The following is an 18,842-nucleotide window of genomic DNA, read 5'->3' on the forward strand; positions in this document are numbered from 1 at the left end:
GCTGCTCTACATTTGTCTTATTAATTTTAAAAGCAGCACAATGAAACACTTACTAATTTATGCACACCCCAACGAAAACAGTTTAAATCATAATCTTTTACAGCAAGTCATAGCAACTCTTCAATCCGGGCATCACGAAATTAGAATCAGGGATCTTTATCAGATGAACTTTGACCCTGTTTTATCTTTAACAGACATGCAGGAACAGCGTGCCGGAAAAGTATCTGAGGATATATTAGTGGAGCAGGACTTTATTTCATGGGCAGATCAAATTACTTTTATTTATCCTATCTGGTGGACGGGACTGCCTGCCATCATGAAGGGATATATAGACCGTGTTTTCAGTTATGGCTTTGCCTATCGGTATGACCAGGGAGTACAAAAAGGACTTTTAAAAGGAAAAAAAGCCTTGATTATCAATACTCATGGAAAGTCTCATGAGGAATATGCAAAAACAGGGATGAATACGGCCCTTTCTCTTACTTCTGATCAGGGAATTTTTGCCTATTGCGGTTTTGAAATCATTCAACATTTATTTTTTGACAAAGCTGACCGGACATCTGCGGAAGATCTTGAAATATGGAAAAAGCAGATCACAGCAGCTTATTCTCAACCTGTTTTTAATCACTGAAAAAAATTTACTATGGCATGGTATTCGCTTAAGAATTGACAAGTAAAATTGTTTTGAACCATTATTTTAAACCATTAAGATTAGTAATTAGTTAATTTTTAACATCACTATATTTCTTAATGGTTTAAATACTGGTCTTCAATTGAAAAGTTTCTATATTTGTATTTCATGAAACACTTAAACAGCATATTGCGTCTTCCTTTTTTCAGTGAGTATTACTCCCCGATCTATTGTTCGGGAAGACTTTCTATAACTATTATTCAGTAAAATAATCTACACTTATATAGAGCCCGGACAGTATCTGTCCGGGCTTTTTAATTTTTAAATTATTCATTATGATCAGTACATTACAAGAAAATGTGGCCATTACCCTGCCTGAAAACGGGTTGGAGGAAAAATTGAAACTCGCCAAAGGGGAAAACAGAAAATTAACTGTAAAATTAGGTTTTGACCCAACAGCCCCTGATTTACATTTGGGTCATGCGGTGGTGCTAAAAAAACTGAAACAGTTCCAGGACCTGGGGCATCAGATTGTGGTTGTTGTAGGAAGTTTTACAGCAAGAATTGGTGACCCTACGGGGAAAAATAAGGCAAGAAAACCTTTAAGTTCTGAGGAAGTAGAACATAACGCGCAAACCTATATCAATCAGCTATCCAAAGTTATTGACGTTGAAAAAACAAAAATTGTCTTCAATTCTGACTGGCTGGACGCCCTTGATTTTCCAGAGGTTATTCAGCTGATGTCAAAAGTAACGGTAGCCCAGCTCATGCACAGAAACGATTTCAGTAAAAGATTCACAGAAAACACCCCTATTGCTATGCATGAACTGGTATATCCCATTCTTCAGGGCTTTGATTCTGTAAAAATTGAATGTGACATTGAAATGGGAGGAACGGATCAGCTTTTCAACTGTACTATGGGAAGGCAGCTCCAGGAAGTTCATCAGCTACCTGCACAAATTGTCATGTGTATGCCCCTGCTAAAAGGTCTTGATGGAAAAGAAAAAATGAGTAAATCTCTGAATAATACGATTGGTCTTACAGATGATCCCAATGAAATGTTTGGGAAAACCATGTCTATTCCGGATTCTTTGATTAATGAATTTATTAAACTCACCACAGATTTCTCACCGGAAGAAAAAGCTGTATTAACATCAAAGATAGAAAACGGAGAAAATCCAATGAATATAAAAAAGCTGATTGCCAAGAACATCATCAGTCAATACCACAATAAAGCTTCTGCTGAAAATGCAGAACTGTTCTTTAATCAGCAATTTCAGAATAAGAATTTTGAGGAGAAAAATTTTGAGCCTATTTCCACTTCTATTGTGTTGAATCATCTCCAAAATAAGACGACGATCCTTGAGCTCTGTCATCATTTAAAAAACAATCTGAGTAAATCTGCTGTGCGAAGGCTCATCCAAAGTGGAGGGGTTCAGATCAATTCCGTTAAAATCATAGCACCGGATCAGGAGATTGAGCTTTCAGAGGGACTTAAGATAAAAATAGGCAAGAGAAGCTTTTTTGAACTTGTATAAGAATGGAAGCCGGAGACTGGAAGAGCAAAGCCATTATAAAATTTAAAAATAACTCAAATCCTTTGTAAAAACAAATAACAGCATTACTTATTCCAGTCTTCTTCTTTCTCATCTTCAGTGTTAAATATATTTTTTGTGTTTCAGCTTCAGGTTTATTCAATATCTTAGTTCCATTAAAAGCAAGCATCAAACCTCGTCGAATGAAATTTCCTCCACAAAACAGAATACATTCATAAGCTAAGGGAAAGATTCATTATGTATGAAAAAAAGAAACGGGATTGAAATAAGTTTTACTATTATAAGCTGATACATGGAAAGACATACTGCAATTTACCTATTTAATAAGGCAAAAGCGGCCACAAATCTTTATGAAGATCTTCAGAGGTTATACCATACCCAAACATTCGAAGAATATATTGAAGACAGAAAAAAAGAACTGAATGATGATAAGATCAGCTATGACAGGATCCTGAAAACCGTAAGAAATGACATGAACAGCATTATGCCCCATGAGCTGCTTGAAATCATCCTGTTCCTAAATCATCAAATATATCCTATGTTCTCCAGTGATCCTTCGGAAGCAAGAGATGAATATTTTAAAACTTTATATCATCATTTGGGAATTACCCGCCTTTATCAGCTTCCTGGTACAAAAGCATCTGCAGCCTATGCATATCAGTATGAAAACTATACTGATTTTTTTCCAATCGATAAGCTGGGGAATGGAAATTGGGGTGCAAATATCCGGTCTGAAGATTTTCTGCGTTTCAATGATTATCTGATTCTGACAGCAAAAAGAATTATTGAAAGTAGGCTGTGTGATGAGGACATAACCAGAGAAGAGGAAATAATCATCAACACAATTAAAACTGAAAACCAGGACAATGCTCTCCTATTTGAGATCATCGGGCAGGAACTGGAATTTCTTACAAAAGTATTTTATCCCAATGACAAAAGTCCTTATACCCAGACAGTATACCATGCTTATGCTTTCTTAAAGCAATCTATAGAAATGAGATCAAAAATCAACATACAAAAAAATCCAAGAATTATCATTTCAGATTCTTATTATTAACACTGGAAGAGGAAGACCTGGAAACATTATCCGGCCGTTCACTTCTCAGTCATTTGTTTGAAATAAAATAAGACAGCCAAACTTTAGGCTCCATAAAATTAATCCGGTTCAACATTAGAATTCACAAACTATGAATACTCCATTTACTTATCAAAAAGCTACGGAAAACGATCTTGATTATCTGCTTGACCTTAGAATAAAAACAATGGTTCCCCATTATGCAGATTCGGGTCTTCCCACAGACCGGGAATCCGCCCTTAAAAGGATTCTTTATGAGTTTGATAAAGCTTATATCATTTTCCTGGATCAACATCCCGTTGGGCTCTTAAAAATCAACAGAGCAGCTGAGAAAACAGAAGTTCTCCAGCTTCAGATCGATCCCGAATTGCAAGGCCGTGGATTGGGAAGAAGAATTTTAAAAAATATTCTTAATGAAGCTTCGGAAGCAGGAAAAACGGTCTCATTAAGTGTTTTAAAGACCAATAAGGCTCAGCATCTTTATTCCAGTTTAGGCTTTAAAACAGTAGGGGAAGATGAGCATTCCTATTTCATGGAAGTTGGAAATTAAGAGATGAAATTACCGGAAGCAATCAAAACAAAAAAACTTTAACGCAGACATGGGATCGTGTAAGATTCTACCTCATTGAGGTTGTTTCATTTTGTTTGCATTACTGGTTGGCCATCGTTACATACATCAACCGTCCCCCTTCATCAGCAGACAATAGTATTTTTTTTCCATCCGTAAGTTCCACCATAGAACCCGGCGGAATCTCTTTCTGTTCTGTGATATCTTTCATACCTGGTAAACTTTGATTCACCAATACCCATTTCCCCTGATGAAAAGTAAAATATCCTGCTGGCATTTTATCCTGCATGGTAAGGTTTTCATTTCGGATGACCTTTCTGGAAACATGCCATTTGAATAAGTACTGGTTGTGATAAACCATCAGTCTGTGGTTTTCAGGTTTCCAAACCTCATCATCAAACTTAAAATACAAATCTAAAACAGGCAGGCTTCCCTGATGAGGGGTTCCACAGAATGGGCATCTGGGAACACTCGTATTATCAAAGACATACCATTTTTCTGTACAGACAGGATTATGACAGGGCTGTATTAAATCTACTGTTTTCAGTAAAGCTGTTTCCCATTCATTAGCTGTAGGACGTCTGATAGGATCGTGTAATCCATCCACAAATGCTTTTTTAAACAGATCGGAGAGATAAGGCCCAACAATGGTATAAGGTATATTTTCAGGATCTCCCCAGAAAGCCTCCCATTTTCTCAGCTGACCGGTTTTCACATAATTGGTAGAATCTTCTGGATGTTCCACAAACATTGCTTTTTCACCCATCGACAGTATTTCATCTTTTTCGGAATCTAGATCCCATATTTTCCCTCCCCGCAACGGATGTCTTCTTAAAAGGTACATATAAATCAGGGTTGCAAGAGCATGAAGATCTGTTTTCTGGTTGGGTAAATACCTATTCGGATCTTTAAGGTCCAGATGTTGCGTTTTTAAAACTTCAGGGGCAATAAAATCTGCTGTCCCGATAACTTCAGGTGGAAATAACTTAGGAACTACAAGACCATCTATATCAATAATACAGGCTGATTTTGTAACCGGGTCCACCAAAATATTATTGTATGAAAGATCGGAATGGGCCAGCCCCATCTGATGCAGCTTTTTAACACCGCGGCTGATATTGATAGCAATCTGAAAGTAGCTCAGCCAATCTCCAAGTTCAGACTGGTCAAGCCTTAACGGATATTGATGGTTACGGAACATAGGTGCCGTAAACCATTTTCCTACTTTATCCTGACCCAGGATATTATCTGAACCTACATATCCTTTAGCAAAGAAGAATTTCTTATTATAAACCGGGACAATAATCCCCGTCAGTTTATTTTTTTCAACAATATCATACGGCCATCTGAATATTTCGTTCAGAAAATATTCCGCAGCATTTCCGTTCTGTATATTCTTCAAATACGTAGAAACAATTCTTATGATCCTTTCTTTCTGTCCTTCATCCAGCGGACTCCGGTAAAAAGCCACCACATATTCCTTGTCAGGAGAGAAGTAGACATCTTTCACTCCACCCCGGATGGGGCTTTCGTCAATATATTCATAAGTTTTGGCTGTGTCTAAAACAGAAACAACCTTAATTGTTTTTTTCATACTTTATTAATAGATTATGGCCAAAGTGCGGTCATCATGGTTTCCTCTGCTCCAGAAATCCGTCCAGGTCAAAAGCTGTTTATCAATCTCTTCATCATTGATAAAATCTACCTTTGCCTGGTCATCATTGTTTCCATTCAGATCATTAAAGAATGCTTTCCAGCTTTTGATATCTTCCAGTTTATGTTCTGTAACAAATTTAGGATCATAGATACCGTCCGTCATCAGAGTAAGAAAGGAAAAATCTTCCACACAGGTGATTGTAAAGCGTGATGCCATCTGATCGTTAAAAATTTCTTTCATCGTGATAAAGCGGGTACCCCCACTGAACTCACCCACATCCATTGAATTCAGAAGCTTTACTTCTGAAAAATCTTTACTGATAATGTTAATCGGGCAGTCTCCTACTCCAAAACTCAGAATAACATAGCCAAATTCAAATTTTTTGGCCAGCGTAAAAATCAATGTGGTATGAAGATCATTGACTGACAGACTATTTGCTATAGCCGTTTTTTCTAAAGTCTGATAAACCTCCACTACACTTTCATATAAATATCTTACTATATTTTGTCTGGCCTCATCTTTCCTATCCCGGGAATATCCAGCTTCATAGATTATCCTGACATTTTTTTCAATCTCACAGATTATTTCCTGTGTGCTGAAAAATATATTCACCGAACTAACCGCTAATCTGGATCCTTCCCTGGCAGCTTTTGCTGAACCCGCTCCATCTGCAACAGATACAATACTCCAGGATGAAGGAAGTTCATTTACAGCAAAATCATCATCCCTGAATTTCCCTTCATGGGCATGGGAGCGGCCTCGTTTAGAAACCACAACAATTTTTTTGTCTAAAAAGTTATCTTTACAGGAAGTCTCATCCGGTTTAGGAAAATCAGCATCTTGAGCACTGGGAATATTTTTCCACAAATCTTTGGGATCAGCATTCACAAGCAACTGTATTTGTTTTGTCTCTATACTGTTTCCATCATGGATATGAGAAAACTGGATCTCTAAATGATATACATTACCGGTTTCCGGGGTTCCTGATAGGATATTGTTTTCAAAAACAAGTCCCGTTCCTTCAAGGTTTCCTATATTTTTAATCTTAATATTCGGAAAGTCTGTCAGATCAAAGATGAATTCATAAAACTGTTTTGAAATAGCATTTTTCAGTCCCCAATGAGCCTCTTTAAATTCCTCTTTTTCTTGATCAATGATCGTTTTTTCCATGGCTTTTTTGGGGGTTCCAAAATAAATTTTAGGTATTTTCATGCGTTCTGTATCCAGCAATTATTACTATAATTTTATCCTTTGTTTTCTAAGCCGAGTAATGGATCATTTTTCATCTCAGTCTCGCTACCCCAGTGTTCTGTTAATATCGAAACCTTCACTGGAAAACCCATAATAATCCGATGTTCCACACCATGGGCATTTATTATATCCTTCTCCCGGCAGACAGTGGATACCACCACAGGAACACGTGGCCAGCGCAATAGGATTAGCACAATGAGGACATGAAGTTCCTCCCTGTAATTCTTCTATGGAAATCTTCAGCCTATTTTTCTGAGAAGAAGAAAGCCTGAAATACGCTTTTTCATCAATTTTATAGGCTCCGTCCAATTTGTAATATCTCGTGGACATTCCGGGTATTCCTGATGCTGCAAATGTTTTTTTAAACTTCATCAGATACAGCTTTTCTGTTTCTGAGCATTTACCGTTCAGCACCACAAAATTATTATCAGGAAACTTTTGTTCCATTTCGGGATCTACCTTTTCTAAAATAACAGAATCTATCTTGGAAAGATTAATTCCTTCTTTCTTAGCTTCAGTAACACTCTGGCTGGTTGTTTTAATGGAATCTGTCACCCATTTGAAAAACTCTTTATAAGAGTTTTCATCTGTATTATTAAACAATAAGACGTTCTCTGCTAAGGAACCCAGCAGTTTGTAGTTGGTATTCTCGCCTATAGAAACAGCAATGGTATTAGCTTTTCCACTGTATTTGATATTCCATCTTTCAATGGCTTTAGTGGCATCATCAGTCGGTACTCCGTCTGTGAATAAAAAAACAATAGGCTTCCAGTCTCCTTTCCTGTCATACGTTGTTTTCACAATATCCCGGTCTATACAATCCATTATTTTAATAAGGCCCTGGGATAAGGATGTCCCGCTTCCGATGGGTATTTTTGGTGGATAAAAACTGATGATATCCTGAAGGGGTGTAATCACCTCAGCTTCACCGGCAAAACCTACCACTGAAATATAAACAGTTTCCAGCGAGTAAGGATCTTTTTTCAATTCTCTGACAATATTGGCGATACCTTCCTGTACCTGCTCAATAGGCTCTCCTACCATAGATTCGGAGATATCTACTAAAAAATAAATAGGCAGTCTTCTCATGATCGTAAAGCCAGTTTTTAAATAATAATATTAAGTTCAGACGGTGGCGGTGGAAGTGTTATATTTTCTCCTGTACTTTGTGAGTGCCCACCCTGTGTAATGGACGAGCTTACCCATTTGAAAAAAGAGGAAAGTGTAATGGCATCTGTAGCATCCAGCTTTACCACATGATCGGTAAGTTCTTTAAGATACTGTTCGTCTGCTTTTGGGCCTGCCGCGCAGCCTACAATAGCCCCAAAATCAAGACCTTTGATCACCGGGATCATCTGCCTGTATTTCTGGATATCTGAAGGTTTCCCATCGGTAAATATGAAAAGTAGAGGCTGCCAATCCCCTTTCTCCTCAGAAGTTGCTTTTATCAGATCTCTCTGAACGAGCTCCGAAACCATTTCCAAGGCAGCTCCTGTATGGGTTGGCCCGCTATCCGGACAGGTAATTTCCATAGGATAGAAGCTGGCAAGGTCCACCAGTGGAACATTATTTTTAACTTCTCTATCAAAAGTAATAACACTAAGATGAAGGCTCTCCATCGCTTGCGGATCTGCACGGAGCATACTGATAAGCCCATTGAATCCGTTATTCAGGGCCTGAATTGGCTCTCCGTTCATAGAACCTGAGGTATCCAGTAAAAAATAAGCTAATAGTCTTCTGGTCATTATAAGACAAGTATTAATTGGTATGCCGGCTTGGAAGTCTCCGACTTCCAAGCCGGCATTCATCGTTATGGTTAATAGAAATAAAGTCTAGTTTGGGTAGGCGTACTGCTGTCTCAGGATATCAATAAAATTATCCGTCTGGTGTGGTTCTCCCACTGCCCGGAATTTCCAGTCGCCATTATGACGGTATGCTTCTGCAAAAACCATAGCACACATTCCGTTCATGCTTGAATCTCCGGATAAACTATATTTTGTAATCTCTTTCCCTGAAGCATCTACAGCACGGATAAATGCATTGTCAATCATCCCGAAATGCTGGTTATTGCTTCTCCCCTGATAGATGGTAACTACAAAAACAATTTTCTGATAACTTTGATCCAGCTGATCCAGTTTAACGATGATCTGCTCATCATCCCCATCCCCGGCGCCTGTTCTGTTGTCTCCGGTTAGCCATACATTTCCACTTGGATGCTGCATGGAATTAAAGAAGACCACATCTCCCTGATAAAGCCCCATCTGTCTTCCGTCATTGGTTTGGACTGTTCTTCCAAGGTTGGCTACTTTTCCGTTTCCGTCTAAAAGGAAGGCTACTGCATCAAGATCATATTCAGCTTCTTTATTAAATAGTTTTCCAAAGAAGCCTCCTTGTTTTCTTACATCCCATCCTAACCCGATCGTAACTTTCGAAAGGTCATAAATACTTTCTCCGCGGTCATTTTTTCTTAAATCAATGGTCTGACCTTTCTGTAAATTAATTGCCATAGTTATCGTTTTGTATATTTGATCGTTTATTTAATGATTTGTCCTTTATAATATTTTTCCAGAAAGAAACCTAAATCTGCTCTGTAGCCTATTCCGGACGCTTCAAATTTCCAGCTACCATTTCTTTTATACAGTCTTCCGAACTCAACCCCTGTTTCAATAGAGAAATCTTCATCCAGTTCATATTTTGCAATTTCCTGGCTGTTATTATTATCTACCACTCTGATATATGAATTTCTTACCTGTCCGAAATTCTGCTTTCTTCTTTCAAAATCCTCTATCGTTACTACAAAAAGGATTTCTTCCACTCTTGAATCTACCTTTTCAAGATCTATAACAATGGCTTCGTCATCGTCTCCATCGCTGTTTTTACCGTTTGGATCATCACCGGTATGCAGTAAAGCCCCATCCGGGGATTGTAGATTATTATAAAAAACAAAATATTCTTCGCTTACTAATTTTCTGTCGGAATCAATCATAATGGCAGAAGCATCCAGGTCAAAGTCATAGCCTGTTCCTTCATTCGGGTCCCATCCTAATCCTATTGTCATTTTGGTCAGTCCCAGTTCAATCTTTTGTCCTTTCTGTAAATTAATTGCCATAATGTATTATGTTATAAATTATTTTTGCCTTAAGTTAAATTTGATTTATGACCTGACCAAATTTATTTATAAAAAATAATCTGTACACTACACCTTCGTGTAGTAGAATTCCACAAAAAAAGTCCAATTTTTCAATTGAACTTTATATGGTGTATTATGTAAAATTTATTTTTACATTTTTTTATCCGAAACAGCGGCATTTCTTGCCTTGGCTAACATAGGAATAGATATCAATCCCATTACCAGCATAATGACAATCTGAAGCGGCAGGGAAATGAATGAGTAGGTAAGCCCCATTTCTCCTCCCAGATCAGCACTTTTCCCTATGGAAATAAAGAGTGCCATAAATCCGTATTTCATCGCCAGGTTATAGGCTCCGATTCCTCCACTTGCAGGAATGATCATTCCCAATGTTCCTACCACAATAATAAAGAAACCATCCGCCATTGTAAATGCTGAGGTTTCAGGAAGTGCAAAACATACCAGGTACGCCGCAAAATAATAGGAAATCCAGATCCCTAAGGTATACAGGATAAACTTCCCTTTCTCTTTTAATTTAAAAATGGTGGTTAGCCCCTGAAAAATACCATCTATAAAATTGACTATTTTTCCTAGAAAAGGAACTCCTGCAAGCTTTTTTTTAAATACAAAAAACAACATTGTTCCTCCTGCCAATATGAGAAGAACAAGCAAAATTTTATTAGGATTGATACTTACTCCCGAATTTTCGTAAAAAGAAAGAATTGCTTCATATTTAAAGAGTAACGTCAATCCAAGAAAACCAAGCATACATATAAGGTCTACTACCCTTTCCAGAATGATCGTTCCAAAAGATTTATCTACCGGCACTTTTTCCACTCCATATAGAGCTGTTGCCCTTGCCAATTCTCCACTTCTGGGAATAGTAAGGTTCATAAGATATCCGAATGATATAGACCAAAGTGCATTGGAATTGGAAATCTTATGTCCCATTGGTTCCAGCATCAGATTCCAGCGAATCGCTCTGAACCAGTACGCAAGAAGGCCAAATACAGACGCAAATAATACCCAAAGGTAATTGGCCTTAGCTAACGATTTTTGAATCACTTTAAAATCAAGCCCCTTTAAGGCAAGCCATAAAAAAAAGCCTGCAAAAGCAAGCGATATTACTATTGTAAGTATTGATTTTAAAGGATTTTTTGATGTTTTCTCCATGAATTAGGTAAGAAGATTTGTTTTTTCATCCGGGAAAACTATTTTCGGCTGGAAGTCTTTTGCCTCTTCAGGGGTCATTTGTGCATAGGCAATAATAATAATGATATCATCTCTCTGTACTTTTCTGGCAGCAGGACCATTCAGGCATACTTCTCCGGATTTTCTCTTCCCTTTGATAACATAAGTATCAAAACGTTCTCCGTTGTTCACATTGACAATATAGACCCTTTCTCCCACTACCAAACCGGCAGCTTCTATAAGGTCTTCGTCTATTGTTATACTCCCTATATAATTAAGGTCTGAGGCCGTAACTCTCACCCTATGAATCTTGGACTTAAAAACTTCTATTAACATGATGCAAATTTATTAATAAAAATTAATAAATCAGGTGTGTACTATCATTTTAAAACTCCCACAAACACAGCCATTTATTTTTATAAAATATAAAAATTTTGAATTTTATTTACAGATTTAATAAACATATGCTCAAAAACATTAAAAGTTTATACGCAATTTAGGATTTAATAAATACAGTAAATAATATTAATTTTTTGCTAAAGTCAATACACATAAGCATTTGGCATGATTTTAGTAACCCGTAACGTAGATTTTTCGTGGAAACCCGAATTATCATATTTTAACCATTTTCACATAAAAGTAAAAAAATTATGCAAGTTTTAATAAAAAAATTGCACAATTAGAAAATAGTATTATATTTGCTATAATTACGAACTAACTTTAATATTAAAAATTATGAACAAGTCTGAATTAATCGACGCAATCGCAAAAGATGCAGGGATCACTAAAGTTGCAGCTAAAGCTGCTTTAGAATCTTTTATTTCTAATGTAACTACTACTTTAAAGAAAAAAGAAGGAAAAGTTTCTTTAGTAGGATTTGGTACTTTCTCAGTAGCTGAGAGAGCTGCTAGACAAGGTATTAACCCTGCAACTAAAAAACCAATTAAAATTGCTGCTAAAAAAGTTGCTAAATTTAAAGCTGGAGCTGATTTATCTAACGCAGTTTCTGGTGTTAAGAAAAAATAATCATTCAGATTACAAAAATTCAAGGCTGTTTCTAAGAAACAGCCTTTTTTTATGTGTAAATGCTTGCATTCCAGAATAATGAAAAAATACAGAATATCTATAGTCCATGATTATCTATGATCGAAAAGCATTGTTACTATTTCCAACAGCGTCTTTGCCATCCATAGGAATCCAGATTATGTCCTGAATATAACAGCAGAGATTTCTGCGGACTACAAATAAACGTTGGATTGTATCGACATCAGTATACAGCAACGTAACGATATAATAGTAGGCGTAAAGCAACCTTATTTAAAAGGGGAAGGATAATAAATAAGCGCTGAATCATTTTCAACGCTTACATTTTAAATTTCTATTCAAAAAACTATGGTGCCAGTCTGGAAATTTTCCAATCCAGGTCTTCAAGCTGATAAATAATTCTATCGTGGAGGCGGTTTGGTCTTCCCTGCCAGAATTCAATTTCATATGGTTTTGCCATATAACCACCCCAATTATCCGGTCTTGGAACTTCCGTATTTTCATATTCTTTTTCCAAATCTTTCAGCTTTTCTTCTAAAAATTCTCTGTTTGGAATAACCTGGCTCTGTGGAGAAACAGCTGCTCCCAGCTGACTTCCTTTAGGTCTTGAATGAAAATAACCATCACTTAGATTATCCGCTATCTTTTCCAGATTAGCTTTAATAATAATTTGCCTTTCCAGATTGGGCCAGAAGAAATGAAGGCAGGCTTTATGATTATGGGCTATTGCTTTTCCTTTTCGGCTGTCGTAGTTGGTATAAAAAATAAATCCTTCATAGGTATATGCTTTAAGCAATACCATTCTTGTTCTTGGGCAACCATCTTCTTCTAGTGTAGAAACCGCCATAGCATTGGCTTCTGAGATCATTTCGCTCTCATTTGCCTCCAAAAACCAGTCTCTGAACTGCTCAAGAGGATTTTGTTTTATCTCACTTTCAATAAGTTGGGATTTATCATACACTTTTCTTTTGTCGTGCAGGTTTTCCATAAATATTTTTTATTAAATTTGAGTATGAATCACTCATACAAAGGTAAAATATTAATCTCGACCCCTGACATTTCCGGTGATATTTTTTCACGATCGGTAGTGTTGGTTATTGAACATAATGAAAGTGGAGCATTTGGTTTGATATTAAATAAAAAAAACAGCCAGATGAGTACTAAATTCAAAGATTTCTTTGATTTCAAAATTGAAGTTTACGACGGTGGACCTGTAGAAAACGATAAAGTTTTTTTTATTGTAAGAGGAAAGAAAGTAACAGAAATTTTCACTGATATCACTGATGAATTCTATCTCACAGAGGATATTGAACGGATTATCAATGCTGTATTAAATAAGGAGCTTGATATTCATGATATAAAGATCTTTTCCGGGTACTCAGGATGGTCTCCGAACCAGCTGGACACTGAAGTTCAAAGAAAAGTGTGGACGGTAGTGGATGTATATAACCTGGATTATACTCTTCCGAATGATCAGACACTCTGGAAGTCCATTATGCAGAATCTTGGGGGAGAATTTTTACTGTGGGCAAATTCTCCTGAGGATATTTCATTGAATTAATAATTTATACATCAATACCTTAAAAATAATTAACAAATTTTAAGATTATGTTAACTAATTTTTAAAAAAGTTTTTCCGTTATTTGAAAAACCAAAATCAATAAAAAATGAAAGGTATAAGATTACTTGCTTTATCCATCTTTTGTATAGCATTTTTATCATTTACCCCTATTAATAAGAAATACATTATCATAGACGCCGGCCATGGCGGCAATGATCTTGGTTCGGTATATGGGCATTTTTCTGAGAAAGATATTTCATTGAATATTGCTAAAGAGATTCAAAAGATTAATGAAGGTTTACACAAGTATGAGATCGTTTTAACAAGAAGTGATGACAGCTATCCCAGCCTTTCTGAAAGAACAGCCCAGATTAACAGTTTAAGCCCTGAACTGGTTATTTCCCTCCACGTCAACAGATCTCCTCAAGAAGAAACTGTACAACAGGGAACTGAAATTTATGTTCAGGATTCAGAAAACTCTAAAAAGCTGGCTGAAAAAATTTCCAAAAAATTTGATGCACGCAAAATTGAAGGGCGCAACCTTCATATGCTAAGAGAAACCAAAGCTCCTGCAGTATTGGTAGAACTTGGATTTATCAATAATTCCAAAGACCGGAAATATATGACCAGTGAAAAGGGTCAACAAGAAATCGCAAAAAAATTCGTTGACGTTTTCAACGAATATTAAGAATAAGAAACAATTTCTGATTTACTCAGAATAAAACCCGGTAAAGGACTTTGTTGTTGTTTACCGGGTTTGTCAATTTTTATTGAAAACTCTTTTTCCAGCTTTCCACCAGTTCCGTAAAACGGCTGTTTTCAAAGGCTTTATTTCTTATTTTACCTACAGAAAATATACCTTTTTCATCCGAAATCATTAAAATCTCTTCGGCTTTCTGGGATTCAAATGCTATGATTTCATGTTCCTGAACATCCATAAGATTATTTTTATGCAGATAGGTCACAAAATTTTCCATTAAAGGAGAAATGTAAGCTCCCTCCGACTGTTTTGGAACTTTAATAACATCCCCTGCCAAAAATAAAAGATTTCCTGAAGTAGAACGTGCAATTCTTTTATTGGGATTCAAAAGGATCACCTCATCAAGGTCATTTTCCTGTGCATAAATTCCGGCATAAATATTTTCCGGGCAATGAACCCTGATATTGCTTAACAGGTTATTATTAACGTTAATTTCTTTAATCAGATCCATGTCTAAAGATCTTCCATGAACAGCCAGTACATCATCCATTTCCACTACTTCATAGAAATAGGAAACTGAAGATTTTGCTAACGTTACCTCATCAGCATTTCTAAAAACCTGGAAATTGATAATTCCGTTTTTAATTCCTTTTCCTTCAATAATATCCTGTTGAAAAATATTCTGAAAAAATTCCAACGTATACGTAAGAGGGATATTCATTCTCATCTTTCGCATGGATGCCATCAGGAAAAAGTAGCACTCTTCATCCATGATCAATCCTGCATTTTTTATAAAGAAAGAAACTTTCACAGTATCGCCCAAAAGAAAGGCTCTATTCTTTACCTGTACTATATCTGAAGTAAAATATTGATTTTCCAATTTTTGCTGTGATTTATTTATAAAAAAATAATGAACGATAAATCGTTCATCAGTTTTATCATTTTAATACAGTACAACATTATGCTGCACCTAACTTTATCCTAAGATTTTCAATAAGGTTTTCCCAATACATTGCGTTTTCTTCTTCGTCTCCTTCTTCACAGAAATCTGTAATGTTAAGAGCTAAATCTTCTGTAATATCATCTATTGTGATAGTCATTTCAAAGAAATTTTTAGTTCCTTCATCCTCTTCCCATCTGAAACGAACGAAACCTTCAGGCTTATATCTGATTAAAGTAGCTTTTTCTGCAGGTCCTCCTCCCCAGCTAAAAAAGAAATCATCGCCTTTCTCTGTCACCTCATCCGCAAACCATTCAGACAACCCCTCTGCAGTTGCCAGATATTCATATAAAATCTCTGATAAACAGTGCATTGGAAATTCGTAATGGACTTTATGTTTCGCCATATAATCTTTGTTTTTATCGTTCCGCAATATATAAATTAATTTTTTTATTACACAAAAAAGCAATTATTTTTTTAAAGAATCTGCATGATATTTATCAGAGGTATTAAATCTACATTATGTTAAATACCAGCACATAAACTTACCATGTAAAGCATAAAAAAATCTCTCCGATTTGAAGAGATTTTAATCTTTATTTTTCATTCAATATATCAAGTATAATCTGACATCCCTGTCTGATTTCATCCATGGAGAGTGTTAATGGTGGAGAAATTCTGAGGTATTCATTTCTGTACAGCTGCCAGAAAACAATAAGTCCTTTTTCCATGCATTTTTTGGCAACCTCCAGTGTATATTCCGGAGTACCAAGGTTTACAGCCAGCATTAAGCCTTTACCATTGATATTTTTAATTTTGGGATGTACCAGAAGTTCTCTGAATAATTTTTCTTTTTCTGCCACCTCATTCATCAGGCCACTGTCCAGTACTTCTTTCAAAGTAGCATAGCTTGCTGCTGCAATCAGTGGGTTTCCTCCAAAGGTAGTAATATGCCCAAGTTTTGGAGAATGGGATAATGTTTCCATAATTTCCCGGGAGCTCATAAAAGCTCCAACAGGAACTCCTCCGCCCATCCCTTTTCCCATAACCAGGATGTCAGGAACAATTCCAAAATGCTCAAAAGAAAATAGTCTTCCGGTTCTTCCAAATCCGGGCTGAATTTCATCAAGAATCAAAAGTGCTCCCACATCTTCACATCTTTTCTTCAGTTTGATCAGATAATTCTCATTGGGAACTAAAAATCCTGCAGCCCCCTGAATAGTTTCTAGAATAACACAAGCTGTTTTGTCTGTAATTTTTTCAAGATCTTCTTCACTATTGAACTCAATAAAAGAGATCATAGGTAATAAGGGACGAAATTCTCTTTTATGATTTTCATTTCCTGAAACACTTAAAGCCCCATGTGTATTTCCATGATAGGAATTTTTGAAAGAAATGATCTCTTCTCTTCCCGTATATCTTTTTGCTAATTTTAAACTTCCATCAATAGCTTCTGCTCCACTGTTTACCAAATAGGTAACTTCTAGCGGTTCCGGTGTGGCTTCTGCCAGTAATTGGCATAATGCTATCGGTTTTTCCTGTGCGTATTCACCATAAACCATTACATGAAGATATTTATCTGCCTGTTCTTTGATAGCATTGACAATTTTAGGATGGGAGTGCCCCAATGTATTGGCAGAAACTCCGGCTACAAAATCCAGATATTTTTTACCGTCAGTTCCATAAATATAGCTTCCTATAGCTTTTTCAACCTCAAAACCTGCAGCAAATTTTGTTGTCTGTGCCTGATATATAAAAAAGTCTTTGTGCATTTCCATCGTTTCAAAAAATTTCAGCAAAGCTATAAAAGATTCGCCAAATGCCGAAATTATAAACTCTGAATAAAAAAATACCCTTAAATAAATTTAGGGGTATTTCATTTTGGCAGCCTACTTTCAAAATTTTATTGCATTTTTTCTATTGTAACAAAAGTATTAGGAGTTACTGTAAAAGTTTGTGCACCACCCACTTCAGAAATAGTATCCATTGTAAAATATTCCCCTTGCTTTAAATATAACACGGTATCTAAATTTACAAGTTTAGTAGTTGCATTAAAATCAGTAGCAGTTTCCAATAATCTGGTTCTTTCAACACCATTAACAAATAGGGCGATACCCAGTCGTTTATTGAAAGCTCCACTTTCTGTAGAGTTTAATGTCAAACTGACATTAATCCTGTAAGTTCCATTTTGTCTGATATAGAGTTTTGGGAGCTCCGTGGATGATGTTGTTGACACATTAGTTTTTGCTTTCAGGGGATCATTCAGGTATGTCCCGCTTGCAGAACTAAATGGCAAAGTAACCTGCCCGTTAGTTGTAGAAACAGCATTGTTAAGTTGAAAGCGGGTAACATTACTTCCTAAACCTATAACATTAAATGCCTTATTCCAGACCAAGCCATCAAAAACCATTGTTTCTCCGGTACTATTTACAAATAGTAACAAACCTCTTAGTGCCTCAATTTTATTGGAAGGTGAAGGCGCATTGGATCCGGTATAAGGTAAATCTGTTATGGTATTGACCGTTGGGAGACCAAATCCTTTTATATTACTTGCTTCACTTGCGTTGTTAATATATACCATTATCTGATCAGCGGTATTTACATCAGCACCCGTTCCATTGGTGAAATTTACCTGTGAATTGTATGTATGCAGTAAAAAAAACATACATATGCAAAATATCTTTTTATTCATGATTTAGTATTTTTTAATTTGTCTGACAACTGCATAGGAATATACAGGATCTTCATTTGTAGAATAATTGGCAAGACCTCCTCCGGAAGCAATAATTCTTTTCATATTAACAATAGATCTTATCCTTGCACCAGCAGGTAAAGATAGAGTTGTTGTAAAACTGGTAGTTTTTGTAGCATTTAGATCTACAATAAACATAAGAGAATAATTTGACTTTTCTGCTATATCTACATAGGTGGCTCCGTTATCATAGCTTACCTGTAATCCTAAGCGATATTCAACTAAACCGATACCAGCAGAAAGACCTCCACCGCTCACTCCTAATGAAAGCCCAACCTCGTATAATCCATTCTGAGCTATTAGAATGCCATTTGCAGCATTTTTTATTCCCAAATAGCCGGTATCTACTAATAACTGATCCTTATTATCCGCAACTCCTCCCCCATATGTCAGGTTATACCCTGAATTAACGCAGGCATTTACTCCTGAAAAATCGCCACAAAAATTACTAAAAGGTGTAGCCAGCCCCAACCTCGATACATTCGTATTGAATCTTCCCTGAAGCTGTCTTGCAGGATTCCAGGAAAAGCCATCATATTTATAGTATTGGTCATCGTTTTTATTATAGATAAGAGAACCTTCCAGATTAGAATGGTCGTTAAACAAATCGGGAGCGGCAGCATTATATCTTGGAAAAAGAGTATAATTATCAGAGCTTGTAAGCAAAACTCCTCTAGTTCCGTCTTTCACTTTTAATATATTTTTGTTACTTGCTATATCACTATTAATAACAACCTGTGCATGAAACCAGGATGCCAATAGTAAGAATAATAAATTTTTCATAAG

Annotated in this window: 21 protein-coding genes; 7 read left to right on the top strand and 14 right to left on the bottom strand. The window is 36.3% G+C overall.

What is annotated here, in order from left to right:
- Positions 1 to 40: 40 nt before the first annotated feature.
- The 4 genes from MP478_RS15295 (at position 41) to MP478_RS15310 (ending at position 3,812) form a co-directional block, all read left to right on the top strand.
- A complete protein-coding gene (locus MP478_RS15295; protein WP_257200912.1) occupies positions 41 to 631 on the top strand; it encodes an NAD(P)H-dependent oxidoreductase in 591 nt (196 codons plus the stop codon).
- Positions 632 to 966: 335 nt separating this feature from the next.
- Complete coding sequence (tyrS, locus tag MP478_RS15300; protein ID WP_257200913.1) at positions 967 to 2,169, top strand: tyrosine--tRNA ligase; 1,203 nt, start codon at positions 967 to 969, stop codon at positions 2,167 to 2,169.
- 310 nt (positions 2,170 to 2,479) lie between these two features.
- Entirely contained in the window at positions 2,480 to 3,244 is a 765-nt protein-coding gene (locus MP478_RS15305) for a hypothetical protein (protein WP_257200914.1), read from the top strand.
- Positions 3,245 to 3,374: 130 nt separating this feature from the next.
- Positions 3,375 to 3,812 carry a GNAT family N-acetyltransferase gene (locus tag MP478_RS15310; protein WP_257190807.1) on the top strand — a complete coding sequence of 146 codons (438 nt, stop codon included), beginning with the start codon at positions 3,375 to 3,377 and terminating at the stop codon, positions 3,810 to 3,812.
- 100 nt (positions 3,813 to 3,912) lie between these two features.
- Here the strand turns inward: MP478_RS15310 and MP478_RS15315 are convergent, their stop codons facing one another.
- From MP478_RS15315 to panD, 8 genes are all read right to left on the bottom strand, one after another.
- Positions 3,913 to 5,424 (bottom strand): helix-hairpin-helix domain-containing protein, encoded by a 1,512-nt coding sequence (locus tag MP478_RS15315; RefSeq protein ID WP_257190808.1) that lies wholly within the window; start codon positions 5,422 to 5,424, stop codon positions 3,913 to 3,915.
- Between the two features lie 6 nt (positions 5,425 to 5,430).
- Positions 5,431 to 6,699: a PP2C family serine/threonine-protein phosphatase gene (locus tag MP478_RS15320; RefSeq protein ID WP_257200915.1), complete on the bottom strand. Its 1,269-nt coding sequence runs from the start codon at positions 6,697 to 6,699 to the stop codon at positions 5,431 to 5,433.
- An 84-nt stretch (positions 6,700 to 6,783) separates the two neighbouring features.
- Positions 6,784 to 7,827, bottom strand: coding sequence for a TerY-C metal binding domain-containing protein (locus MP478_RS15325; RefSeq protein WP_230040569.1), 1,044 nt, complete (start codon positions 7,825 to 7,827; stop codon positions 6,784 to 6,786).
- Positions 7,828 to 7,844: 17 nt separating this feature from the next.
- Entirely contained in the window at positions 7,845 to 8,483 is a 639-nt protein-coding gene (locus MP478_RS15330) for a VWA domain-containing protein (protein ID WP_230040572.1), read from the bottom strand.
- 87 nt (positions 8,484 to 8,570) lie between these two features.
- Positions 8,571 to 9,245, bottom strand: coding sequence for a TerD family protein (locus MP478_RS15335; protein WP_047488130.1), 675 nt, complete (start codon positions 9,243 to 9,245; stop codon positions 8,571 to 8,573).
- Positions 9,246 to 9,271: 26 nt separating this feature from the next.
- Complete coding sequence (locus tag MP478_RS15340) at positions 9,272 to 9,847, bottom strand: TerD family protein (protein ID WP_230040576.1); 576 nt, start codon at positions 9,845 to 9,847, stop codon at positions 9,272 to 9,274.
- Between the two features lie 171 nt (positions 9,848 to 10,018).
- A complete protein-coding gene (locus MP478_RS15345) occupies positions 10,019 to 11,041 on the bottom strand; it encodes a lysylphosphatidylglycerol synthase transmembrane domain-containing protein (protein ID WP_257190811.1) in 1,023 nt (340 codons plus the stop codon).
- 3 nt (positions 11,042 to 11,044) lie between these two features.
- Positions 11,045 to 11,395, bottom strand: coding sequence for an aspartate 1-decarboxylase (gene panD, locus MP478_RS15350; protein WP_029294648.1), 351 nt, complete (start codon positions 11,393 to 11,395; stop codon positions 11,045 to 11,047).
- A 399-nt stretch (positions 11,396 to 11,794) separates the two neighbouring features.
- On the opposite strand from panD, the gene MP478_RS15355 reads away from it, so the two are divergent.
- Positions 11,795 to 12,085 (top strand): HU family DNA-binding protein, encoded by a 291-nt coding sequence (locus tag MP478_RS15355; protein ID WP_230040580.1) that lies wholly within the window; start codon positions 11,795 to 11,797, stop codon positions 12,083 to 12,085.
- A 364-nt stretch (positions 12,086 to 12,449) separates the two neighbouring features.
- Here MP478_RS15355 and pdxH read toward each other — a convergent pair whose 3' ends face one another.
- Positions 12,450 to 13,091, bottom strand: a complete 642-nt coding sequence (gene pdxH, locus MP478_RS15360) for a pyridoxamine 5'-phosphate oxidase (protein WP_230040584.1) — start codon at positions 13,089 to 13,091, stop codon at positions 12,450 to 12,452.
- 24 nt (positions 13,092 to 13,115) lie between these two features.
- Here pdxH and MP478_RS15365 point away from each other — a divergent pair, with 24 nt between their 5' ends.
- Positions 13,116 to 13,664, top strand: a complete 549-nt coding sequence (locus tag MP478_RS15365; protein ID WP_230040585.1) for a YqgE/AlgH family protein — start codon at positions 13,116 to 13,118, stop codon at positions 13,662 to 13,664.
- Between the two features lie 106 nt (positions 13,665 to 13,770).
- Complete coding sequence (locus MP478_RS15370) at positions 13,771 to 14,352, top strand: N-acetylmuramoyl-L-alanine amidase (protein WP_230040587.1); 582 nt, start codon at positions 13,771 to 13,773, stop codon at positions 14,350 to 14,352.
- 79 nt (positions 14,353 to 14,431) lie between these two features.
- Here MP478_RS15370 and MP478_RS15375 read toward each other — a convergent pair whose 3' ends face one another.
- The 5 genes from MP478_RS15375 to MP478_RS15395 all read right to left on the bottom strand — a co-directional run bounded on the left by MP478_RS15375 (position 14,432) and on the right by MP478_RS15395 (position 18,839).
- On the bottom strand, positions 14,432 to 15,244 hold the full coding sequence (locus MP478_RS15375) for an aminotransferase class IV (protein ID WP_257200917.1): 813 nt from the start codon (positions 15,242 to 15,244) through the stop codon (positions 14,432 to 14,434).
- 79 nt (positions 15,245 to 15,323) lie between these two features.
- A complete protein-coding gene (locus MP478_RS15380) occupies positions 15,324 to 15,710 on the bottom strand; it encodes an START-like domain-containing protein (RefSeq protein ID WP_034696870.1) in 387 nt (128 codons plus the stop codon).
- Between the two features lie 190 nt (positions 15,711 to 15,900).
- Complete coding sequence (locus MP478_RS15385) at positions 15,901 to 17,076, bottom strand: aspartate aminotransferase family protein (RefSeq protein WP_257200918.1); 1,176 nt, start codon at positions 17,074 to 17,076, stop codon at positions 15,901 to 15,903.
- A 131-nt stretch (positions 17,077 to 17,207) separates the two neighbouring features.
- Positions 17,208 to 17,969 carry a hypothetical protein gene (locus MP478_RS15390; protein WP_257200919.1) on the bottom strand — a complete coding sequence of 254 codons (762 nt, stop codon included), beginning with the start codon at positions 17,967 to 17,969 and terminating at the stop codon, positions 17,208 to 17,210.
- A gap of 30 nt (positions 17,970 to 17,999) precedes the next feature.
- The gene (locus MP478_RS15395) at positions 18,000 to 18,839 is read right to left on the bottom strand and encodes a hypothetical protein (protein ID WP_257190813.1); all 840 of its coding nucleotides are present in this window, start codon (positions 18,837 to 18,839) and stop codon (positions 18,000 to 18,002) included.
- Positions 18,840 to 18,842 lie beyond the last annotated feature (3 nt).

The organism is Chryseobacterium sp. WG14 (genome assembly GCF_024586945.1).
GTDB lineage: Bacteria > Bacteroidota > Bacteroidia > Flavobacteriales > Weeksellaceae > Chryseobacterium.

What these genes read in the sequence shown, in the direction of transcription:
- MP478_RS15295 (WP_257200912.1), top strand. Translation starts at nt 41, where the DNA reads ATGAAACACTTACTAATTTATGCACACCCCAACGAAAACAGTTTAAAT.
- tyrS (WP_257200913.1), top strand. Translation starts at nt 967, where the DNA reads ATGATCAGTACATTACAAGAAAATGTGGCCATTACCCTGCCTGAAAAC.
- MP478_RS15305 (WP_257200914.1), top strand. Translation starts at nt 2,480, where the DNA reads ATGGAAAGACATACTGCAATTTACCTATTTAATAAGGCAAAAGCGGCC.
- MP478_RS15310 (WP_257190807.1), top strand. Translation starts at nt 3,375, where the DNA reads ATGAATACTCCATTTACTTATCAAAAAGCTACGGAAAACGATCTTGAT.
- MP478_RS15315 (WP_257190808.1), bottom strand. Translation starts at nt 5,424, where the DNA reads ATGAAAAAAACAATTAAGGTTGTTTCTGTTTTAGACACAGCCAAAACT.
- MP478_RS15320 (WP_257200915.1), bottom strand. Translation starts at nt 6,699, where the DNA reads ATGAAAATACCTAAAATTTATTTTGGAACCCCCAAAAAAGCCATGGAA.
- MP478_RS15325 (WP_230040569.1), bottom strand. Translation starts at nt 7,827, where the DNA reads ATGAGAAGACTGCCTATTTATTTTTTAGTAGATATCTCCGAATCTATG.
- MP478_RS15330 (WP_230040572.1), bottom strand. Translation starts at nt 8,483, where the DNA reads ATGACCAGAAGACTATTAGCTTATTTTTTACTGGATACCTCAGGTTCT.
- MP478_RS15335 (WP_047488130.1), bottom strand. Translation starts at nt 9,245, where the DNA reads ATGGCAATTAATTTACAGAAAGGTCAGACCATTGATTTAAGAAAAAAT.
- MP478_RS15340 (WP_230040576.1), bottom strand. Translation starts at nt 9,847, where the DNA reads ATGGCAATTAATTTACAGAAAGGACAAAAGATTGAACTGGGACTGACC.
- MP478_RS15345 (WP_257190811.1), bottom strand. Translation starts at nt 11,041, where the DNA reads ATGGAGAAAACATCAAAAAATCCTTTAAAATCAATACTTACAATAGTA.
- panD (WP_029294648.1), bottom strand. Translation starts at nt 11,395, where the DNA reads ATGTTAATAGAAGTTTTTAAGTCCAAGATTCATAGGGTGAGAGTTACG.
- MP478_RS15355 (WP_230040580.1), top strand. Translation starts at nt 11,795, where the DNA reads ATGAACAAGTCTGAATTAATCGACGCAATCGCAAAAGATGCAGGGATC.
- pdxH (WP_230040584.1), bottom strand. Translation starts at nt 13,091, where the DNA reads ATGGAAAACCTGCACGACAAAAGAAAAGTGTATGATAAATCCCAACTT.
- MP478_RS15365 (WP_230040585.1), top strand. Translation starts at nt 13,116, where the DNA reads ATGAATCACTCATACAAAGGTAAAATATTAATCTCGACCCCTGACATT.
- MP478_RS15370 (WP_230040587.1), top strand. Translation starts at nt 13,771, where the DNA reads ATGAAAGGTATAAGATTACTTGCTTTATCCATCTTTTGTATAGCATTT.
- MP478_RS15380 (WP_034696870.1), bottom strand. Translation starts at nt 15,710, where the DNA reads ATGGCGAAACATAAAGTCCATTACGAATTTCCAATGCACTGTTTATCA.
- MP478_RS15385 (WP_257200918.1), bottom strand. Translation starts at nt 17,076, where the DNA reads ATGCACAAAGACTTTTTTATATATCAGGCACAGACAACAAAATTTGCT.
- MP478_RS15390 (WP_257200919.1), bottom strand. Translation starts at nt 17,969, where the DNA reads ATGTTTTTTTTACTGCATACATACAATTCACAGGTAAATTTCACCAAT.
- MP478_RS15395 (WP_257190813.1), bottom strand. Translation starts at nt 18,839, where the DNA reads ATGAAAAATTTATTATTCTTACTATTGGCATCCTGGTTTCATGCACAG.